At 63.1% G+C, this 19,418-nt stretch carries 15 protein-coding genes; 7 read left to right on the forward strand and 8 right to left on the reverse strand.

What is annotated here, in order from left to right; translation table 11 throughout:
- Positions 1 to 153: 153 nt before the first annotated feature.
- The 5 genes from COCCU_RS01720 (at position 154) to COCCU_RS01740 (ending at position 6,681) form a co-directional block, all read left to right on the forward strand.
- Positions 154 to 2,229, forward strand: coding sequence for a glycoside hydrolase family 3 protein (locus COCCU_RS01720; protein ID WP_156229882.1), 2,076 nt, complete (start codon positions 154 to 156; stop codon positions 2,227 to 2,229).
- A gap of 294 nt (positions 2,230 to 2,523) precedes the next feature.
- Positions 2,524 to 3,630 carry an S-(hydroxymethyl)mycothiol dehydrogenase gene (locus COCCU_RS01725; RefSeq protein WP_156229883.1) on the forward strand — a complete coding sequence of 369 codons (1,107 nt, stop codon included), beginning with the start codon at positions 2,524 to 2,526 and terminating at the stop codon, positions 3,628 to 3,630.
- A 2-nt stretch (positions 3,631 to 3,632) separates the two neighbouring features.
- Complete coding sequence (locus COCCU_RS01730) at positions 3,633 to 4,265, forward strand: MBL fold metallo-hydrolase (protein WP_197088406.1); 633 nt, start codon at positions 3,633 to 3,635, stop codon at positions 4,263 to 4,265.
- Positions 4,266 to 4,514: 249 nt separating this feature from the next.
- Entirely contained in the window at positions 4,515 to 5,729 is a 1,215-nt protein-coding gene (locus COCCU_RS01735; RefSeq protein WP_231598825.1) for an MFS transporter, read from the forward strand.
- A 10-nt stretch (positions 5,730 to 5,739) separates the two neighbouring features.
- Positions 5,740 to 6,681, forward strand: a complete 942-nt coding sequence (locus COCCU_RS01740) for a GDP-mannose 4,6-dehydratase (RefSeq protein ID WP_156229886.1) — start codon at positions 5,740 to 5,742, stop codon at positions 6,679 to 6,681.
- An 88-nt stretch (positions 6,682 to 6,769) separates the two neighbouring features.
- On the opposite strand, the gene COCCU_RS01745 is transcribed toward COCCU_RS01740, so the two are convergent.
- The 7 genes from COCCU_RS01745 to COCCU_RS01775 all read right to left on the reverse strand — a co-directional run bounded on the left by COCCU_RS01745 (position 6,770) and on the right by COCCU_RS01775 (position 14,637).
- Positions 6,770 to 7,126 (reverse strand): DUF2304 domain-containing protein, encoded by a 357-nt coding sequence (locus COCCU_RS01745; RefSeq protein WP_156229887.1) that lies wholly within the window; start codon positions 7,124 to 7,126, stop codon positions 6,770 to 6,772.
- Positions 7,123 to 7,836, reverse strand: coding sequence for a glycosyltransferase family 2 protein (locus COCCU_RS01750; protein WP_156229888.1), 714 nt, complete (start codon positions 7,834 to 7,836; stop codon positions 7,123 to 7,125). Before COCCU_RS01750 ends, COCCU_RS01745 begins: the two co-directional genes overlap by 4 nt.
- A gap of 28 nt (positions 7,837 to 7,864) precedes the next feature.
- Positions 7,865 to 8,680, reverse strand: a complete 816-nt coding sequence (locus COCCU_RS01755) for a glycosyltransferase (protein WP_156229889.1) — start codon at positions 8,678 to 8,680, stop codon at positions 7,865 to 7,867.
- 48 nt (positions 8,681 to 8,728) lie between these two features.
- Positions 8,729 to 10,000: a polysaccharide biosynthesis protein gene (locus COCCU_RS01760; RefSeq protein WP_231598826.1), complete on the reverse strand. Its 1,272-nt coding sequence runs from the start codon at positions 9,998 to 10,000 to the stop codon at positions 8,729 to 8,731.
- A 9-nt stretch (positions 10,001 to 10,009) separates the two neighbouring features.
- Complete coding sequence (locus COCCU_RS01765) at positions 10,010 to 11,392, reverse strand: M1 family metallopeptidase (RefSeq protein ID WP_156229890.1); 1,383 nt, start codon at positions 11,390 to 11,392, stop codon at positions 10,010 to 10,012.
- Positions 11,385 to 13,451, reverse strand: coding sequence for a prolyl oligopeptidase family serine peptidase (locus tag COCCU_RS01770; RefSeq protein ID WP_156229891.1), 2,067 nt, complete (start codon positions 13,449 to 13,451; stop codon positions 11,385 to 11,387). The genes COCCU_RS01765 and COCCU_RS01770 overlap by 8 nt, the downstream gene beginning before the upstream one ends.
- A 79-nt stretch (positions 13,452 to 13,530) precedes the next feature.
- Complete coding sequence (locus COCCU_RS01775) at positions 13,531 to 14,637, reverse strand: alpha/beta hydrolase (RefSeq protein ID WP_156229892.1); 1,107 nt, start codon at positions 14,635 to 14,637, stop codon at positions 13,531 to 13,533.
- A gap of 619 nt (positions 14,638 to 15,256) precedes the next feature.
- Between COCCU_RS01775 and lpdA the strand changes: the two genes are divergently transcribed.
- Positions 15,257 to 16,666, forward strand: coding sequence for a dihydrolipoyl dehydrogenase (gene lpdA, locus COCCU_RS01780; RefSeq protein WP_156229893.1), 1,410 nt, complete (start codon positions 15,257 to 15,259; stop codon positions 16,664 to 16,666).
- A gap of 149 nt (positions 16,667 to 16,815) precedes the next feature.
- On the opposite strand, the gene ramB is transcribed toward lpdA, so the two are convergent.
- Positions 16,816 to 18,243 (reverse strand): acetate metabolism transcriptional regulator RamB, encoded by a 1,428-nt coding sequence (ramB, locus tag COCCU_RS01785; protein WP_156229894.1) that lies wholly within the window; start codon positions 18,241 to 18,243, stop codon positions 16,816 to 16,818.
- Between the two features lie 405 nt (positions 18,244 to 18,648).
- On the opposite strand from ramB, the gene COCCU_RS01790 reads away from it, so the two are divergent.
- Positions 18,649 to 19,407, forward strand: a complete 759-nt coding sequence (locus COCCU_RS01790; protein ID WP_156229895.1) for a succinate dehydrogenase cytochrome b subunit — start codon at positions 18,649 to 18,651, stop codon at positions 19,405 to 19,407.
- Positions 19,408 to 19,418: the final 11 nt, after the last annotated feature.

Consider the following 19,418-nt stretch of genomic DNA (forward strand, 5'->3'; position numbering starts at 1 on the left):
AAGTCCACGTAGACTTGCAATAAGACTGTGCCGACGCCGCCTGCGGATCAAAGATTTCGGATGGAACTGCTGCCCCCCTGGTGTAGTAGCGCAGAGCGGTGCACCGGCCGAATCTTCGATAACGCAACAGCTAGGAACATGGGAGCAGAATCTATGACCACGCAACCGACCCTGGGAAGTCGCACCGGAAAGACCCTCAAGGTAGATGGACTGGAGTTCCGTGACCTGGATGGTGATGGTTCCCTGGCCCCCTATGAGGACTGGCGACTGAGTCCCGAGGAGCGTGCCCGGGATCTCATCACCCGCATGAACACCGAGGAGAAGGCGGGCATGATGCTCATCGGCTCCCACCACCCCGGTTACTCCAACTTCCTCCCGGAGCCGGTCGAAGGCCAGCTGCTCAATGAAAATGATGTCTGGCGGTCCCATAACCCGATCACCGGCCAGGAGTACCCCAAGCCGGTGCTGGTGACCTCCTCCACCGACAACGCGATTAACCTTCGCCACCAGCGTCATCTCATCGTCCGCGACAATCTGGCCCCCCGCGACCTGGCCACCTGGACCAATGCGGTGCAGGAGGTGGCGGAGAAGTCCCGCCTCGGCATCCCGGTGGTCTTCGCCTCCAACCCGCGTAACCACGTCGCGCTGGTCTCCCAGTTCGGTGTGAATGAATCCGCCGGTGTCTTCTCTGAATGGCCGGGTGAACTGGGCATGGCTGCCCTGCGTGATCCGGAACTGATGGAGACCTTCGGCCGCGAGATCGCCAAGGAATGGCGTGCCGGCGGCATCCACAAGCTCTACGGCTACATGGCTGACCTGGCGAGTGAGCCGCGTTGGTCCCGCTTCAACGGCACTTTCGGTGAGGACACTCAGCTGGTGTCGGAGTACATCGCCGCCGTGGTCCGCGGCATGCAGGGGGAGAAGCTCAGCGCCACCTCCGTCGCCACCACCATCAAACACTTCCCGGGTGGCGGCGTGCGCTACGAGGGACATGACCCGCACTTCGAGTGGGGTCAGGACAATGAGTACCCGACCGAGAATGCCCTGCACACCTACCACCTGCCGCCCTTCCAGGCAGCCATTGATGCCGGTGTCTCCTCGATCATGCCCTACTACGCCAAGCCGGTGAATAGCTCTGCACCGCAGCTGCGTGAATCCCTGTGGCAGAACCCCACCACCCAGTTCGAGGAGGTGGCCTTCGCCTACAACAACACCTTCATCGAGGAGCTGCTGCGCAAGGAGATGGGCTTCGAGGGGTACGTCAACTCCGACTCCGGCGTCATCGACGCCATGATGTGGGGCGTGGAAGAGCTGAGCGAACCGGAGCGCTTCGCCCGGGCCGTCAAGGCCGGCACCGACATCTTCTCTGACATGGCTAACCCCGAGGACCTGCTCGCCGCGGTGGAGCAGGGGCATCTGAAGGATGCTGACCTGGATCAGCCGGTCATCCGGATTCTCAGCGAAATGTTCGCTCTGGGACTCTTCGAGAATCCCTATGTCGACGTGGACCGGGCAGCGGAGGTCATCGGTGCTTCCGCCGTGGCTGAGATGGGTGCCAAGGCGCAGCGCCAGTCGGTGACCCTGTTGCGTGACAACCATGACCTGCTTCCCCTCGAACGCTATGAGGGCACTCGGATGGTCTACCTCTACGTCACCGGTCGCACCAGAGACGCTGAGGTGCAGAAGCAGTTCGAGGCCGCCATCCGGGGCTTCGCCGCCTCCGTCCAGTTCGTGGCGAAACCGGAAGACGCCGATGTCGCCCTGGTCTGGGTTCGTCCTGAGATCGCACTCTTCGAGGATGACCGCGAGGGGGTTTCCCTCTCCGTGGATCCCCGTGAAAATGGCGTGGATGTTGATCAGGTCATGGAGATTGAGAAGCTGGTGCCGACGATCCTCATCGTCAACATGACCAACCCCTGGCTGCTCGGTGAGATTGAGCCGGCCGCCGGCGCCGTGGTCGCCACCTATGAGATCACCCCGGAGAACCTGCTGAAGTCCCTGGCTGGCTGGGATGGTGGCCCCCAGGGCAAGCTGCCGCTCTCGGTTCCCTTCTCCCACCATGTCATCGAGACCTCGCCCCGGGATGTCCCGGGCAAGGTGCTGCACGAGAAGGAAGGCAATTATGCCTACCTGGACCGGACGAAGCAGAACTACACCTACGGTCACGGACTGACCTTCGAGCCGGAACGGCTGATCACCGAAGATGATGCCGAACAGGATCAGGAGTAGTACAGCTGGTTGCTCCGGCTGGGTTGACATGAGCTGATGCAGGCCCCTCGGCGTGGTGTGGATGACCACGTCGAAGGGCCTGCCGTCATTTCTGCTCCCGAGCGGCACTTTTCATCCCGCCACTTAATTCAGGCTGGGGAGGTGCGCTCCGGGATATTCCGACGACGACGGCTGGGGAGGTGCGGGTGGAACCCACAGGTGGGGGAACCACAGGTGGGTGTCCCTTCCTGCTCCGAGTCTGAATTTGATGGGTAGGCTCGGGCAGGTATCCATCTGATATAAGGAGAATATATTTTGAGCACCACCGTTTCCGGCATCATCGCCCGTGGCAAGGGCGCCCCCGTCGAGCTGGTTGATATCCTCATCCCGGATCCGGGCCCGAATGATGTGATCGTGAAGGTTCAGGCCACCGGTGTCTGCCACACCGACCTGGCTTATCGTGACGGTGATATCGCCGATGACTACCCTTTCCTGCTGGGCCACGAGTCCGCGGGCATCGTCGATACCATCGGCGAGGATGTCACCCACGTCGAGGTCGGCGACTATGTAGTGCTGAACTGGCGCGCCGTCTGTGGGGAGTGCCGTGCCTGCAAGAAGGGTGAGCCGAAGTACTGCTTCAACACCCACAACGCCTCGAAGAAGATGACCCTGACCGATGGCACCGAGCTGACCCCGGCACTGGGTATCGGTTCTTTCGCGGAGAAGACCCTGGTTCATGAGGGTCAGTGCACCAAGGTCAACCCGGATGCTGATCCGGCGGCTGCTGGCCTGCTGGGTTGCGGCATCATGGCTGGTCTGGGGGCGGCGGTCAACACCGCTGAGATCCAGCGTGGTGAGTCCGTCGCAGTCTTCGGCTGTGGTGGCGTGGGCATGGCCGCTATTGCCGGCGCGAAGCTGGCGGGTGCCAGCACCATCATCGCCGTGGACATTGATGCCCGGAAGCTGGAGTGGGCGAAGGAGTTCGGTGCCACCCACGTGATCGATTCCTCCACCCTGGCCGGTGAAGGCGAGAACAGTGAGGTCGCGCAGGAGATCCGTGCGCTCACCGATGGTTTCGGCACCGATGTCACCATCGATGCGGTCGGCATCATGAAGACTTGGGATCAGGCCTTTTACTCCCGTGACTTCGCGGGGCGCATGGTCATGGTCGGTGTGCCGAACCAGACATCGCGGATCGACGTCCCCGCCATCGACTTCTATGGTCGCGGCGGTTCGCTGCGTCCGGCCTGGTACGGGGACTGCCTCCCGGAACGTGATTTCCCGGCCTATGTGGACCTGCACCTGCAGGATCGTTTCCCGCTGGGCAAGTTCGTCTCCGAGAAGATCGCCCTCAACCAGGTCGAGGAGGCCTTCGACACCATGAAGTCCGGAGATGTGCTGCGTTCGGTGGTGGTCCTTTAATCATGGCTAATGGACTACGCGTTGAGCATGTGAGCACCTCCGGGATCTTCGCCCTGGACGGCGGGGAATGGGAGGTGGACAACAATATCTGGGTGGTCGGCGATGACTCCGAGGTGTTCATCATCGATGCCGCCCATGATGCCGCCCCGATCATCAAGGCCGTGGACGGCCGCAAGGTCAAGGGCATCATCTGCACCCACGCCCATAATGACCACATCACGGTGGCCCCGGAACTTTCCGAGAAGCTGGATGCTCCGATCTATGTGCATCCCGGTGATCAGATGCTCTGGGATGAGACCCACCCCGGTGTAACCCATGAGGATCTGGCGGATCAGCAGATCTTCCAGATCGCCGGTACCGACATCAAGGTGCTGAACACCCCGGGCCACTCCCCGGGATCCTGCTGCCTCTACCTCCCCGAACCGGGGGAGCTCTTCTCCGGTGACACCCTCTTCCAGGGTGGTCCGGGCGCAACGGGCCGCAAATACTCCTCCTTCGACACCATCATCGAGTCCCTGAAGACTTCGGTTCTGGAGCTGCCGGCGGAGACGATTGTGCGGACCGGTCACGGTGATCACACCACTGTGGGTGCGGAGGCCCCGCACCTGGAGGAATGGATCAAACGGGGTCACTAAAAACCGCCCCGCCGGAACATTCCACCGGCCGGAATGACAAAAGAAGAGGTGGTGCAAGAGGATCCCCGGTAGAGGGGATTCCTCCTGCACCACCTCTTTGAGCTTTGCCGGTGCCGGGCCGATGCTGTCACCCAGTCAGAAAGGGGCCCACCCCAGGGGCTCGACAATGTCCGTGGAGTGCCCGGGGTCCGCTCATCTCCTGCTGCGAAAGCGGCCCGCTGGAGGCAGTCCCCACTTAGGATGACCGTTATGGAGATTCGGCAGGATGGGCGGCGGCAGGGACACAGCAATTTCTGGTTACTGGTCGCGGCCTCGATCTTCGCGGTGGCCTGGGGTGGAAATAGTTTCACCCCGCTGCTGGTGCTCTACCGGGAGCAGGGCAACCTCAGCGAACTGATCATCGACCTGATGCTGGTCTATTATGCGGTGGGCGTGGCGGGGGGTCTTCTCGCTGCCGGACCCCTGTCCGACCGTTATGGCCGCCGACCCCTGATGCTGCTCGCCCCCCTGTTGGGTGTGGTGGGGTCCGTGTTCATCGCCTTCGGGGAGCAGCAGGGCCTGTTCATGGGTGTGGGGCGTTCCTTCGCCGGGGTGGCGGTGGGCATTGCGATGACCGCGGGTGGCACCTGGATCAAGGAGCTCTCTGATCCACGTTTTGATCCAGGTGCCCGCCCCGGCACCGGAGCCAAGCGTGCCAGCATGTCACTCACCGCCGGTTTTGCTCTGGGCGCGGCGGTGGCGGGGGTGCTGGCCCAGTGGGGACCCCTGCCCGGACAGCTGCCTTACGCGGTGCATGTGCTGATTTGCCTGCTTTTACTGCCCGGCCTGCTGGTGGTTCCGGAGACCCGCCAATCAGCGCATCGGAAAATCAAGGGTTCCTTCCTTTCAGATCTGGCGGTGCCCTCCGCCCGTCATCCCCGTTTTCTGCTGGTGGTGGTGGTGCTCGGCCCCTGGGCCTTCGGCAGCGGATTCACCGCCTATGCGGTCCTGGCGGGGCAGCTGCAGGAGCATGTGGCCTATCCGGTTGCCAGTGCCGCCCTGATTGCGCTGGTGACCCTGGGTTCGGGTTTCCTCATTCAGCAGTTCGGCCCCCGGATCGCCGGGGGATCACAAAGCCGCGGCCCCCTGATTGCGATGGGTGTGACCGTGATCGGCATGGTGTTGGCCGCGGTGGTCGTCGAGAAGCATCACCTGGGGTGGTCTCTGCTGGCCTGTGTGTTCCTCGGTCTGTCCTATGGTCTGTGCATGTATCTGGGTCTGGCTGAGGTGCAGCAGATCGCCGCACCCCGGGACATGGCCGGGTTGAGCGGTTATTTCTACTGCCTGACCTACAGCGGCATGGTGGTTCCGGCGGTGATGACCAGCCTCAGTGACACCTTCACCTATCCCCAGATGATCGGTTTCGGGGCGGTGATGGCATTTCTTTGTCTGCTGATCCTGAGCTGGAGCACGCGTCGCTGTTAAAGTTGGGCTCATGCGTACTCTCGTTACCGGCGGCGCCGGATTCATCGGTTCCAACCTCACTGACCTGTTGATCGCCGAAGGCCACGAGGTCGTGGTGGTGGACAACCTTTCCCGCGGCAAACTCGCCAACCTGGCGGAGGCCCAGGCAACCGGCAAACTCACCTTCCTCGAGGCGGATCTGCTCGAGGTCAACTTTGATGAACTGCTGGCCCAGCATCAGCCGGAGGTGATCTTCCACCTGGCTGCACAGATCGACGTTCGTCTTTCGGTGGCGGATCCCCTCCATGATGCCGAGACCAATATCCTGGCCACCATCCGGATCGCGGAGGCCGCCCGGAAGAACGGGGTCCGCAAGATCGTGTTCACCTCCTCCGGTGGCTCGATCTACGGGGAGACCGATCAGCTGCCGGTGACCGAGGAGCAGCCGGTGGATCCTTATTCGCAGTACGCGGCCTCGAAGGTGGCCGGTGAGATCTACCTGAACACCTATCGTCATCTTTATGGCCTGGAGTGCTCGCATATCGCGCCCTCCAATGTTTATGGTCCGCGTCAGGATCCGCATGGTGAGGCTGGTGTGGTGGCGATCTTCTCGCAGCGTTTGTTGGGTGCTCAGCCCACCAAGGTCTACGGTGATGGTTCCAATACCCGTGACTATGTCTATGTCGGTGATGTGGTGCGTGCCTTCTACCTGGCAGCCGGGGATCTGGCTGGTGGGGAGCGTTTCAACATCGGTACCGCGGTGGAGACCTCGGACCGTCAGCTGCATTCCCTGGTGGCGGCTGCCGCCGGAGCCGAGGATAATCCGGAGTTCGCACCGGCCCGGCTGGGTGATGTGCCGCGTTCGGCGATCTCCCCGGCGAAGGCGAAACAGCTGCTGGGTTGGGAGCCGGAGGTCAGCATCGAGGAGGGGGTTCGCCGCACCGTGGACTTCTTCCGCGGCGAGCAGGTCTGACCCTGCCCCAAAAAGCGTGACGACGCCCCCCCTGCAGACCAGGTCTGCAGGGGGGCGTCGTTGTGGGGGGGGGGGAGCCTCGAAGGAGCTAGACGTCCTTGAGTTCTTCTTGCGGGGTGATGGAGTTCTGCAGGGCCACCGCCCGGGCCAGCCGGGCATAGCGCAGCTCCTGTTCGCGGAAACGCATATATGAGGAGATGGTGACGAACATGAAGGCCACCACCAGGCCATAGAGCAGCAGGTCGGTGCCCCGGGAGACACCCAGCCAATTGGCAACCACGGTCAGGTCATCGGGGCGCAGCACCGCCCAGATGGACACCAGGATGAACAGGGCGAAACCGATCTTCACCCCGGCCTTGGCGCGGGCCTTGCGGCGGTTGCTGATGAAGTAGTACGCCAGTGCCAGGACACCGATCAGCAGGAGAATCTGGATGAGGATGGTCATGGGAGTCTCCTTGCCAGCAGACCGTCAGCGAGGATATTGACACCGTTGATCAGGGACTGGCCCTTACTCATGGAGTATTCGGTGTAGAGGATGTCCACCGGCTCCTCCGCCACCCGCCATTCCTTGGCGGCGATCATCGAGACGATCTCCGAGGCGTGTGACATACCGTTCATACGGATGTTCATCTGCTCGGCAACAGTCCGGTTGAAGGCCCGCAGACCATTGTGGGCATCGGAAAGCCCCAGCTTGCGGGTGGTGGGGGAGAGTCTCACCACGGTCTTGAGGACGATGCGTTTGATCAGGGGAACCTGGTCATCCTCAGCGCGGGGACGGCCGAAACGGGTGCCCACGACGATGTCGAGGGGTTCTTCCCGCAGACGGGCCACCATCTTCAGCACATCTTTGACCTGGTGTTGCCCATCGGCGTCGAAGGTGACGAAGTACTTGGCCCCCGGCTGCTTCCGGGCGTATTCAATGCCAGTCTGGATGGCGGCGCCCTGGCCGAGGTTGACGGGGTGGTTGACCAGATGGGCCCCGCCGGCGTGGATACGCGCAGCGGAGTCATCGGGGGAGCCGTCATTGACGGCGACAATATTCGGGAAGGTCTCCCGGGCGGATTCGATGACCTCCTGGATGACCGTCCCCTCGTTGTAACACGGGATGATCAGCCAGGTGTCCCGATTGTCCTGGGAGGGTGAAACGTCATTCATGATGTCCTTCATGCTAGCCCACTCAGTTTCATCGGTGGAACAACTTGCCGTAGACCCGCTGCAGGAATGCCTTGGGGATGGCGCGGTAGGTGCTGCGGATCACCAGGTTCAGCCAGGAACGGGGCCGGGAGATCAGCCCATAGGAAACCAGGTTGCGCTGCATCTGTCGTTCCGCGGCGAACATGCCGGCATCGGTGCGACGCTCGAACTGGGCTGCCGAAGTCCGGAAGTGAAGCAGGGACTCCGGGAGGTTGTGGAAGATCCGGCCATCACGCAGCAGCCGCGCCATGAGATCGTAGTCCTCCATGTGGTGCACCGCCCGATAACCACCGGCCTCCTTCACCGCCGCGGTACGCACCATCATCGTCGGATGGCTGATCGGGTTATTGATCCGCAGGTACTTCGTGATCTCCTGGTGGGAACCCGGCAGGGTGCGCACCCCCACCACATTGTCCAGGTGATCCCGGAACTCAGTGGCCGCGGTACCCAGCACATCCACCTCCGGATGAGCCTCGAAATAGGCCAGCTGCTTCTCGAAACGTTCCGGCCGGGAGATGTCATCGGCATCCTGGCGGGCCAGCAGCTCGGTGTGGATGGTGTCCAAGCCGGCCGCGGACGCCGGGCCGGAACCCTGGTTACGGGCCAGACGCACCACCCTGGCACCCGGGGTGGCGGCCAGATAATCATCAATGACGCGCCGCAACCCATCACCCAGGGGTCCGTCCTCGACGATGACGACCTCATCGGCGGGGCGGGTCTGGGCATTCAGGCTGTCCAGGCTCTCGGCGAGCTCCCCGGGGTCGATCCGGTGGTAAACGGTGATCAGGGCGGTCAGACTCGGCATGACTGAGAACTCTAGTCGACGTACCCGGTCCCGCCACCCTCCGCAGAATCAGTGAGGTGGGAGCCCCGGAGCAGTATGCCCCGCCACCTTGTCAGCCCCCGGGTCCGCGGCCCTGCCTGCTGGGCTCAGCCCGCTGCGCAGGGCCACCAGGTGCACCAGCACACCAGCCACCGGTCCGATGAGCAGGGCGGCACAGACCCGCACCTCCAGGGAGAAGGGCAGCATCAACACCACCAGGGCGATGAAGGTGGCGCTGAGCCAACCGGCGGCATACCAACGGTGGCGTTCCTGGGCCAGGGTGGCGGCACCGGTGATCATCAGTGTTCCGGTGCACGCCGAAGCGAAGGTGAGGATGGCCAGGATCAGTCCCGGCACCCAGAGCTCAGGTTTGAAGAAGGTGTCCAGAATCCAGGGCCCGAGCAGCCAGGCCAGCCCACCACCGAGCAGTCCCAGGCCGAGCACCACGGCCATGGGAGTCAATAGGGCGGAGTAAAGATTACCCCGATTGTTGACGAATCGGACGATCAGGGCGGATTGGAAACGTTGCAGCGGCACCAGGATCGGGGCGCGGGTGAGGGTGACTGCATTGAGGATGCCCGCCAGGCCGACCACGGTGCCGGCCTCAGCCTCGGAGGTGAACCCCACCAGCACCGGGAAACCGGTGATCAACACCGCTGAAGCACCGGTGGAGAGCATCGCTGAACCCACCCGGCGGACCAGGGTGGGCCGATCCACATCAACCCCGGCGCGCAGGGCCTGCCGGGCTTCGGGGGAGCCGGCGAGGATGATCAGCCAGCTGGCGGCACCGATGACGGTGATGATCAGGAAGGCGAGCAGGTGCCAGCCCAGTGCCCAGGCCACCAGGGCCAGCAACAGTCGGATGCCGGAGTCCAGGGCCACCAGCCAGGCATAACGCACCCAGAGTCCCAGGCCGGAGAGAACACCGGAGAGGACGGTCTGGAAGGCGTAGAAGAGCAGGCCGAGGGCCATGAGGGCGGTGGCGGAGAAGGTGCTGCCGCTGACCAGCATGGGCATCCACCAGAAGCCGCTGGCCAGGACGATCAGCAGGGCGGTGAAGCCCAGGATGGCGCCCAGCCGCCAGGGGCTGGCGTTGCCGCTCCGGCCGCTGTCTTTCGCTGCGGAGACCGCCCGGGTGGTTTCCTGCATCAGGCCGTCGAGGATGCCGGTGCAGGCGAAGAAGAGGCCCCAGTAGATCTGGAATTCGGCGTAACCGCCCTCATCCAGGGTCCATTGGGCCAGGTAGAGGACGATGAAGCCGGAGAGGGCGGCGAAGACGGTCGCCAGGGAGAGTGCCTTCATGGGTGGTGTCTAATCCCGGTGCTGGGGGAAGCGGGGCAGGGATTTCTCATTCAGCCAGCTATGCCAGAGGTCCTCGAATTCCTGGGTGGGGATGTTCAGCTCCCGGCAGACGTGGAGCACCTCGCTGCGTAGGTCGACGGCTTCGACCACGGCGTGGCGGCTGGCGGCGACGTAGCGGCGCAGCATCCGGAAGAATCCTTCGTCGCCGAGCAGGCAGCGGATGGCGTGGATGGTGATCGCTCCGCGTTTGTACACCCGGTCGTCGAACATCAGGTCGGTGCCGGGGTCGGCCAGCAGGACGGTGCGGGGTTTGAGCAGCAGGCCGCGGTAGTGTCGGCGGGCGCTCTGCTCGGCGGGGATGCCGTGGGCCTGTTCATCCCAGAGCCACTCGGCGTAGCAGGCCATGCCCTCATTGAGCCAGATGTCATTCCACTGGGCCACGCCGAGGGAGTTACCGAACCACTGGTGCGCCAGTTCATGGGCGATCAGGCGGTTCCATTCCCCCTTGCCGGAGGCGTGGTTGGAACCGAAGATGGACAGTCCCTGGGCCTCCAGGGGGATCTCCAGCACATCTTCGGTGACGACCACGGAGTAGCGGGTGAAGGGGTAGGGGCCGAAGAGGTGGGTGAACACCTCCATCATCTGGGCCTGTTCCCGGAAGTCGGCGAGGAAGCCCTGGCGGCGGGAGGGTGGGACATAGGCGTGGATGGGCACCTGGGAATCCGGGGTGCTCAGCATCAGGGTCTCGTACTCACCGACCTGGATGGTGGCCAGGTAGCTGGCCAGGGGATGTTCGGTGCGGTAGTGCCAGGTGGTGCGTGATCCGGCGGCGCGGCGACCCAGGAATTCACCGTTGGTGATCACGGTGTAGGGGTTGTCGGCGCTGATCCGGAAGTCGTAGTAGGCCTTCTCATCCGGGGTGTCATCGCAGGGGAACCAGCTGGGGGCACCGCAGGGCTGGGAGGCGACGAGGGCACCATTGTCCAGTTCCTCCCAGCCGATTTCTCCCCAGGCGGTGCGCAACGGCTGGGGATTGCCGGCGTAGCGGATCTGGAGGGTGAACTCCTGGTCTACCGGGATCTCCTCGGCGAAGCTGATCCGCAGTTTTCCCACGGACTGGCGGAAGCGGCTGACCTTGATGGAGGTACCTGCGGTGCCGGTGGCGTTGACCTTCTGCACCCTCAGGTTATCGGCTAAATCCAGGGTCATCGAGGCCAGTGGCAGGTAGTTGTCCAGCTGGAGGGTGGCGGTTCCGCTGAGGTGGTTCGGACTCACCCGGTAGGCCAGATCCAGTTCATAGGAACGGATGTGGAAACCGAGGTTGAAGTCGATACCGGTGTATTTGTCCCGGGTGCCGGGAACCGGGGTGGAACGCAGTCGCTTTCTAGTCATCGTCTGGAGATCCTACCTGGGGTGAAAGCTGCGTGATCAACCACGAGTAGATCAGGGACTCCACCGCAGCCACCTGGGTGTTGTCCGCGGCTCCGGCGTGACCACCCTCAATGTTCTCGTGATAGACCACCGGCTGGGCGGCCCGGGCCAGTTCTCGGGCGAAGAGCCGGGCGTGGGCGGGGTGGACGCGGTCATCCCGGGTGGAGGTGGTCACCAGCGCCGGGGGGTACTCCCGCTCCGTGCGTGGGGAGACATTGTGCAGCGGGGAGTAGGACTCGATCACCGCACGCTCCTCCGGGATCTCCGGGTCGCCGTACTCCGCCATCCAGCTCGCCCCGGCTGACCAGGTGTGATAGCGCAGCATATCGGTCAGGGGCACCTGGATGACGGCCGCACCGAGCAGTTCCGGCATCCGGGTCAGTGCCGCGGAGGTGAGCAGCCCACCATTGGAACCACCCCGGACGGCCGTCAACTGCGGGGTGGTGTAACCTCGGGCCTGGATGTCCTTGATCACGGCACGATGATCCTCGAAGACCTTCACCCGGTTGGTCTTCACCGCCTGGGAATGCCAGGTGGGGCCGAATTCACCTCCGCCACGCAGGTTGGGGATCACCGTGAACCAGCCACGCTCCAACAGTGACAGTCCCTTCACCCCGGCATAACCGGGGGTCAGTGACACCTCGAAACCGCCATAACCACCCACCAGGGTGGGTCGGGGGGTGCCGTCGAAGACACCGGTGATGAAGTAGGGGACCTTCGTGCCATCAGCGGAGATCGCCCAGTGCTGGCGGGTCTCCAGGCCGGTGGCATCGAAGACCTGCGGGGCGCTGCGGACCGCCACCGGACGCAGCGAATCCGCCAGATCCAGGCGGTAGAGGGTGGCGGGTTCGGTGAAGGAGGAGGCACTGATCCAGATCTCATCCCCGTCCAGCGCGGCGGTGGCCACCACCGAGGCGGTGACCAGCTCGGGAAGCTCAATGCGGCGCTGCTCGCCCAGGGGATCCGCCAGCGACACCACCTTCAGCTGGGTGGAGACATTGTGCAGCAGGGTCAGGATCAGGTGGTTCTCGCTAAAGGCCAGGGACTGCAGCGCGGTGGCCTCATCCGGGGTGAACACCGCCGCCACCTCACGGCCGCCGTCGAGGAAACTCTCGAGCTCGATGACACCCAGCCCACCGGCCGGAATGCCGGCGAAATCACTGCGGGGCAGCAGGAAGAGCCACTGGCGGTGGGTGATGCTCTCACAGTCCTCCGGGACCTCAACCTCCCGCAGCTCAGCACCAACATCCCCGACCCAGGTGCGGGAGCGGTAGAAATCCAGGGCCCGGGACACCGTGACCCGCTCAAAACCGGGGGTGGGGTCCACATAGGCGCCCACCGCCACATCAGTGGCCTCACCCTGGGCCAGCAGGGGTGCGGCAGCCAGTTCAGTACCCCGGGACCAGCGACGCACCTCCACCGGATAACCAGAGGTGGTCAAGGAACCCGCACCGGTATCGGTACCCACCAACAGGGTGTCGAGGTCCAGCCAACTCAGATCGGACTTCGCTTCCGGCAGGGTGAAGGCATTGCCCTCGAGGAAAGTCCCGCTGTGCAGATCAAATTCGCGCACCACCACAGCATCCGCACCACCCCGGGACAACCGAACCAGGGCACGGTCATCCGCCGGGCGGCGCACCACCGCACCCTTCCACACCCAGTTCTCACCCTCCGCCGCGGCCAGCGCATCCAGGTCAATCAGCACCCGCCACTCCGGCTCCCCATTCAGGTAGGAAGCCAGATCGGTGGTGCGCCACAACCCCCGGCTGTGCTCGGCATCCCGCCAGAAGTTATAGAGCTGCTCCCCGCGCCGGGCGACGTAGGGGATGCGTTCATCATTGTCCAGGGCGGCGAGAATCTCTTCCTGCAGCTGGGCGCGCAGCGGATCGGCATCCACCATCGCCTCGGTCTGCGTGGACCAGGTGCGGGCCCAGTCCAGGGCGGCCTCGGAGTCGATGGGCAGCAGCAGATCCGGGTCAATCTCGCCGGGAAGGAAGTCGGGGGAGGGGGAATCAGTCATAATGACCGCAGTCTACGTGGCCCACCGGGGATGCTTATCGACGCCGCGGTTCCCCAAGGGGGAGGGCGTCGACAAGCGCTCAGGAGAGGTTGAGGGCGCGGGCGAAGGTCGGCCAGGAGTCCCAGAGATCCTGCTGCCAATAACCCCAGGAGTGGGTGCCGGTGGGGCGGAAACTGAAGGTGGCGGGAATGTCCTCGGCGGCCAGTGCGGTGGCCAGGTCATGGGTGCAGGTGTTGGTGACCGCCTCGATCGCACCCCCGACCACGATGGTCTCCGCCATGGCGGCGGACACCTGGATCTGGTTGAATTCCTGCAGCCGGGGGCTGGAGGGCAGATCCCACTTCCCGGCCAGACCGGAGCCATTGGAAACATAGATTTCTGTGCCGCGCAGCTCAGCGGCGTTGATCAGGGCGTCATTGTAGTGCCAGTTGGCGGTGCCCCGGGGGCCCCAGACCTGCTCGGGGCTCGTGCCGGCCCGGTCGAGGGTGGTCTGCATTGCCAGATAACCCACCGGGTTGGATGTTGCGGCACACCCCGAGAAAGAACCCACCGCCGCATAGAACCCAGGATTGTGCTGGGCCAGCAGGAGGGAAGAAGTGGCCGACATGGACATACCGGTGATGGCACGGTCATTATTGGCCTGCAGGTGGGACTCGATGGGGACGGGCAGCTCCCTGGTCAGGAAAGTTTCCCAGCGCTGCTTGCCACCCAGGCCGGGATGTTCCGTGACCCAGTCCGTGTAGTAGGAGAAGGCACCCTCCATGGGGATGACCACATTGACGTTCTTGTCCAGGAAGAAGTCGAGGATGTCGGTCTGTTGGATCCAGTTCGCCCCGCCCTCGCCACCGTCGGCACCATTGAGCATGTACATGGTCGGGGCACCGGGCTGTTCCGCGCGGATCACCGCCAGCGATATCTCCCGACCATCCATGGCGGGCGAGGTGGCGATCAGTTCCTCGATCCGGCCGGAGGTGTCGGCGTGGAGCTGGTGCCGCCATTCCGGGGAGTCCGCGGTTACCGGGGCGGTTTCCGGGTAGATCTCCGAAACCGGGGCCCCGGCCGCCAGATCCGCCGGGGTCGGCTCACCCATGGTTCCGGCGCCGGCGAGGGGCATGCCCCCGGCAGCTGCGGTGACGCAGATGCTGAGGACGGCAAGTGGGGCGGCCAGGCGGTGCAGAAATTTCATGGGGGATTCGCTTCCTCATTGGGGGGGTGCGGAGCCGGATAGCGGGTGACGCTGAGATGCTATCAGCGGATGGTGAAGTGGGCCGGGGGCACTTTCCCGGGCCGGTGTGTGACCTGCCCCCTGCGCCGGGGGTTTTCAGGGACTGCGGTGATGGTGGTTTCCATGTTAGGTATGTAGGGGCTGTGCCATAATGGCTTGTACTCAGCTGGGGCGTAACACTTTGTTGAAGAGTGTCGCTTTAATATCTGGGGCCCTGCAGCGATGCCTCGGTGGCGGGAGTGGGGCTCCGAAGAAACCACGACAGAATCGAAGGAAGTCTCCCTATGCATCCCATTGTCGAGCAGGTACTCCTGTTCATCAACACCCACCTGGGCAACCTCATCCACCTGGGTTCCTCCGGTTCCTCCAACCTGAGCTACACCCTGGGTATGTTCTGATACGACCTGTCGTTGCCCGAACCCCGCTCCGCGTACCACACCCGGAACGGGGTTCGCTGCTTTCCGGGGGTGTCCACTTTTCCCTCGTTGTGGGCCCGGGGGTCCCGAAAGTGCAGAACCTGAGGGGCCATCAATTGCACGTTTCTACGACAATGCGGCATTGATTACGTATCCTTGTAAACGTGAGTGAACATTATGATGTAGTAGTCCTCGGCGCGGGCCCCGGTGGTTACGTTGCCGCAATTCGTGCGTCCCAGCTTGGCAAGAAGGTCGCAGTCGTGGAGAAGCAGTATTGGGGTGGCGTCTGCCTCAATGTCGGCTGTATCCCCTCCAAGGCTCTCCTGAAGAACGCCGAGGTGGCACACACCTTCAACCATGAAGCGAAGACCTTCGGCATCTCCGGTGAGGTTTCCTTTGATTTCGGGGTCGCCCACGGGCGTTCCCGCAAGGTGTCTGACAGCATCGTCAAGGGCGTCCATTACCTGATGAAGAAGAACAACATCACCGAGATCAACGGCCTGGGCACTTTCAAGGATGCCAAGACCATCGAGATCAGTGATGGCAAGGATGAGGGCAAGTCCCTCACCTTCGACGATGTCATCATCGCCACCGGCTCCGTCGTCCGCACCCTCCCGGGTGTGGAGCTCTCCGAGAACGTTGTCTCCTATGAGGAGCAGATCCTCAACAGTGAGCTGCCGAAGAAAATGGTCATCGTCGGTGGCGGCGCCATCGGCATGGAATTCGCTTATGTGCTGGCTAACTATGGCGTGGAACTGACCCTCGTCGAGTTCATGGACCGCGTCCTGCCGAATGAGGACATCGAGGTCTCCAAGGTCATCGCCCGGGAGTACAAGAAGCTGGGCATCAAGCTGCTGACCGGCTACAAGACCACCGCCGTCCGCGACAAGGGCGATGTCGTCGAGGTGGATGTCGAGTCCAAGGACGGCAAGAAGTCTGAGACCCTCAACGTCGACCGCGTGCTGGTCTCCGTCGGCTTCGCACCGCGGGTCGAGGGCTTCGGCCTGGAGAACACCGGTGTCAAGCTCACCGAGCGTGGCGCCATCGACATCGACGAGCGCATGCGCACCAACGTCGAGGGCATCTACGCGATCGGTGACGTCACCGCCAAGCTGCAGCTGGCACACGTCGCCGAGGCACAGGGTGTCGTCGCCGCCGAGACCATCGCTGATGAAGAGACCCAGGAACTGGGCGACTACATGATGATGCCGCGTGCCACCTTCTGTAACCCGCAGGTCGCATCCTTCGGTTACACCGAGGAGCAGGCCCGCGAGAAGTTCGCGGACCGCGAGATCAAGGTCACCAGTTTCCCCTTCACCGCCAACGGTAAGGCAGCCGGACTGGCCGAGACCGCCGGTTTCGCCAAGGTCGTCGCGGATGCCGAGTTCGGTGAGATCCTGGGTGCCCACCTGGTCGGTGCCAACGTCTCCGAGATGCTCGCCGAGTTGACCCTGGCAGAGCGTTTCGACCTGACCGCAACCGAGATCAGCCGTAACGTGCACATCCACCCGACCATGTCCGAGGCCATCAAGGAAGCCGCTCACGGCATTGAAGGCCACATGATCAACCTCTAGACTGAATCATTTTCGCGGTGAAGTGACACCGCAACCGGGGACCCCACCACTGCTTTTGCAGTGGTGGGGTCCCCGGTGTTTTCCCCGCCGGGCACCATCCGGTGAACCCCTGCCGGAGCGGAGGGGGTGCGTCGATAAGCGAAAAGGGTTTAGTAGGGGGCGACGGTGGAGGAGTGGGCGTCGATGACCACCGGCTCATGCACCTGCGGGAAAGCGCGCTGGGCGCAGTTCTTGCGGGAGCACACCCGACAACCAGCACCGATGGGGGTGGCCTGGGACATGTCGGTGAGGTCGAAACCCCTGGCGTAGACGGTGCGGTCCGCATGGCGGGCCTCGCAGCCCAGGCCGATGGAGAAGAGCTTGCCGGATTCCCCGAAACGGCCCTGGTGGTGCTGGACGGTGCGCGCCACCCAGAGGTAGTTGCGGCCATCGGGCATCTGAGCGAACTGGCGGACGATGCTGCCCGGGTTACTGAAGGTCTCGTAGATGGCCCAGAGCGGGCAGGTGCCGCCGGAGCTGGTGAAGTGCAGACCGGTGGCGGACTGCCGCTTGGACATGTTGCCGGCCCGGTCCACCCGGACAAAGGTGAAGGGGATGCCACGCAGGTTGGGGCGCTGCAGGGTGGACAGTCGGCTGGCCACGGTCTCATAACCCACGCCGAACATCTGGCAGAGGAACTCCACGTCATAACCCGATTTCTCGGCCTCGGCGTGGAAGGTGCGGTAGGGCAGCATCACGGCCGCCGCGAAGTAACTGGCCACGCCACGCAGGGCGAGCTGCTCGGAGGCCTCGGAGGTGAAGTTACCGCTGGCGACCAGGGACTCCAGGATGGGGTTGCACTCCAGGTAGGCCAGTTCCTGCGCCATGCGGAAGGCCCGCTGACCGGGGGAGAGCTGGGAGTCGAGCCAGAGTTCCCGGGTGGCGGGGTCATAGCGGTGGAGGGTGCCCTCATTGCTGGTGCGGGTGCTCACCTGGACCCCATGTTCGACCTGGAGGCGGCGGGAGAGAGCGTCCTCGGTGGCGCGGACGTCGAAAAGCGTGACGTTGAGCTGACGGGAGATGTCCTCGGCGCGCAGGTCGAGTTCATCGAGGTAGTTCTTGCGGGCATAGAAGAAGTCGCGCACCTCCTCATGGGGCATGGACAGTGCCTGGGAGGCGAGTTTGCCGTCGGAGGGGTCGGAGGAACGACGGGTGTCGGTGGCGATGGAGAGTTTGTCGCGGACATTGCTATAACGGCGGTGCATGTCAACCAGGGTGCGGGCGATCACCGGGTGGTTGTACACCAGCTCGGAGAGCTCCTGGAGTTCCACGGGGGACTGGTTGATCTCCTGGTCGGTGATCACGTCCTGGATCTCAGCCAGGAGGCGGGAGTCATCGTCCCGGGAGAAGAAGGTTGCGTCGACACCGAAAGCTTCGGTGATGCGGAGTAGAACGGGAACCGTCAGAGGACGGACATCGTGTTCAATCTGGTTCACATAACTTGCAGAGAGACCGAGGGTCGCAGCCAGTGACGCCTGGCTGAGATCCCGCTCCCGACGCAGCTGACGCAGACGTGAACCTACATAAGTCTTAGCCATGCGCCAACAATACCGTGATGACGATCACGACTGCACATATTTAACAAAAAACTTCCGCAAAATTAGCAGACTGTGACTATTGGGTGGGCAAAAGTAGGGCAGCTGAACAGATGGGGCAAGGGGGAGTCTCATCCAAATGGTTGATCCCTTTTAGGGTGGCTTTGGCACTTTGTACCGGGCCTCGTGATCAACCTCACAGTAGCCGCAGGAACTCCTACCACGGGATTCGCCGAAACCGCGTGACGTGTACTTGCTTCCCTGAAATACTTCAAATTGAGAGGTAAGGCTGGCCTAAATTATACCCGAAAGGGGGCATTTCCCGGTATGGTCACGCTCACCTGAGGGGGTTATAAGTAGTTCAAAGTTCATGGAAGGACGTAAGGTAATCCCGACACTGGAGGTGCCATGACTGTTACGAATGCAGACCGTGACGCAATCGCTCACGGCAAGATTACTGAAAAGCCGCTGCGTGAGCGGCCGAAATACCCGACCTGGGCGCTGAAGCTGACGATGGCCGTCACCGGCCTGCTCTTCGGCTTTTATGTTCTTGTCCACATGGTGGGAAACATGAAGGTTTTCATGTCCCCCTACGCGGACGGCTCTCACCCACTGAATACCTACGGTGAGTGGTTGCGCACCATGGGTGACCCCATTCTTCCTCGTGAGGGATTCCTGTGGCTCTTCCGCATCGTCCTGCTGGTCGCTGTGGTGCTCCACGTTTATGGTGCCTTCGCGCTGAATAAGCGGGCCAGCGAATCTCGCGGCAAGTTCCGTCGCACCAACCTGGTTGGTGGCCTGAACTCCTTCTCTACCCGCACCATGCTGATCACCGGCATCATCCTGCTGGCCTTCATCATCTTCCACATCCTGGACCTGACCATGGGTGTGACCCCGGCTGCGGCCGAGGTCTTCCAGCACGGTGAGATCTACGCCAACCTGATCGCCAGCTTCTCCCGCTGGTGGGTTGCCGCCTTCTACATCATCGCCATGGTGGTTCTCTTCTTCCACCTCTCCCACGGCATCTGGCTCGCAGTGAGCGACCTGGGCATCGTGGGTAAGCGTTGGCGGGCAATCCTCCTGTTCGTGGCTTACCTGGTTCCCGCGGTCGTCATGATCGGCAACATCTCTATCCCGCTGTCCGTCGCCTTCGGCTGGATCGGTTAAAGGGGAAAAGG

The sequence above is a fragment of the Corynebacterium occultum genome (genome assembly GCF_009734425.1).
In the GTDB taxonomy this organism is placed as follows: domain Bacteria; phylum Actinomycetota; class Actinomycetes; order Mycobacteriales; family Mycobacteriaceae; genus Corynebacterium; species Corynebacterium occultum.

Bases quoted from the DNA above. Each gene is read 5' to 3' on its own strand.
- COCCU_RS01720 (WP_156229882.1), top strand. From the start codon at position 154: ATGACCACGCAACCGACCCTGGGAAGTCGCACCGGAAAGACCCTCAAG.
- COCCU_RS01730 (WP_197088406.1), top strand. From the start codon at position 3,633: ATGGCTAATGGACTACGCGTTGAGCATGTGAGCACCTCCGGGATCTTC.
- COCCU_RS01735 (WP_231598825.1), top strand. From the start codon at position 4,515: ATGGAGATTCGGCAGGATGGGCGGCGGCAGGGACACAGCAATTTCTGG.
- COCCU_RS01740 (WP_156229886.1), top strand. From the start codon at position 5,740: ATGCGTACTCTCGTTACCGGCGGCGCCGGATTCATCGGTTCCAACCTC.
- COCCU_RS01745 (WP_156229887.1), bottom strand. From the start codon at position 7,126: ATGACCATCCTCATCCAGATTCTCCTGCTGATCGGTGTCCTGGCACTG.
- COCCU_RS01750 (WP_156229888.1), bottom strand. From the start codon at position 7,836: ATGAATGACGTTTCACCCTCCCAGGACAATCGGGACACCTGGCTGATC.
- COCCU_RS01755 (WP_156229889.1), bottom strand. From the start codon at position 8,680: ATGCCGAGTCTGACCGCCCTGATCACCGTTTACCACCGGATCGACCCC.
- COCCU_RS01760 (WP_231598826.1), bottom strand. From the start codon at position 10,000: ATGAAGGCACTCTCCCTGGCGACCGTCTTCGCCGCCCTCTCCGGCTTC.
- COCCU_RS01765 (WP_156229890.1), bottom strand. From the start codon at position 11,392: ATGACTAGAAAGCGACTGCGTTCCACCCCGGTTCCCGGCACCCGGGAC.
- COCCU_RS01770 (WP_156229891.1), bottom strand. From the start codon at position 13,451: ATGACTGATTCCCCCTCCCCCGACTTCCTTCCCGGCGAGATTGACCCG.
- COCCU_RS01775 (WP_156229892.1), bottom strand. From the start codon at position 14,637: ATGAAATTTCTGCACCGCCTGGCCGCCCCACTTGCCGTCCTCAGCATC.
- ramB (WP_156229894.1), bottom strand. From the start codon at position 18,243: ATGGCTAAGACTTATGTAGGTTCACGTCTGCGTCAGCTGCGTCGGGAG.
- COCCU_RS01790 (WP_156229895.1), top strand. From the start codon at position 18,649: ATGACTGTTACGAATGCAGACCGTGACGCAATCGCTCACGGCAAGATT.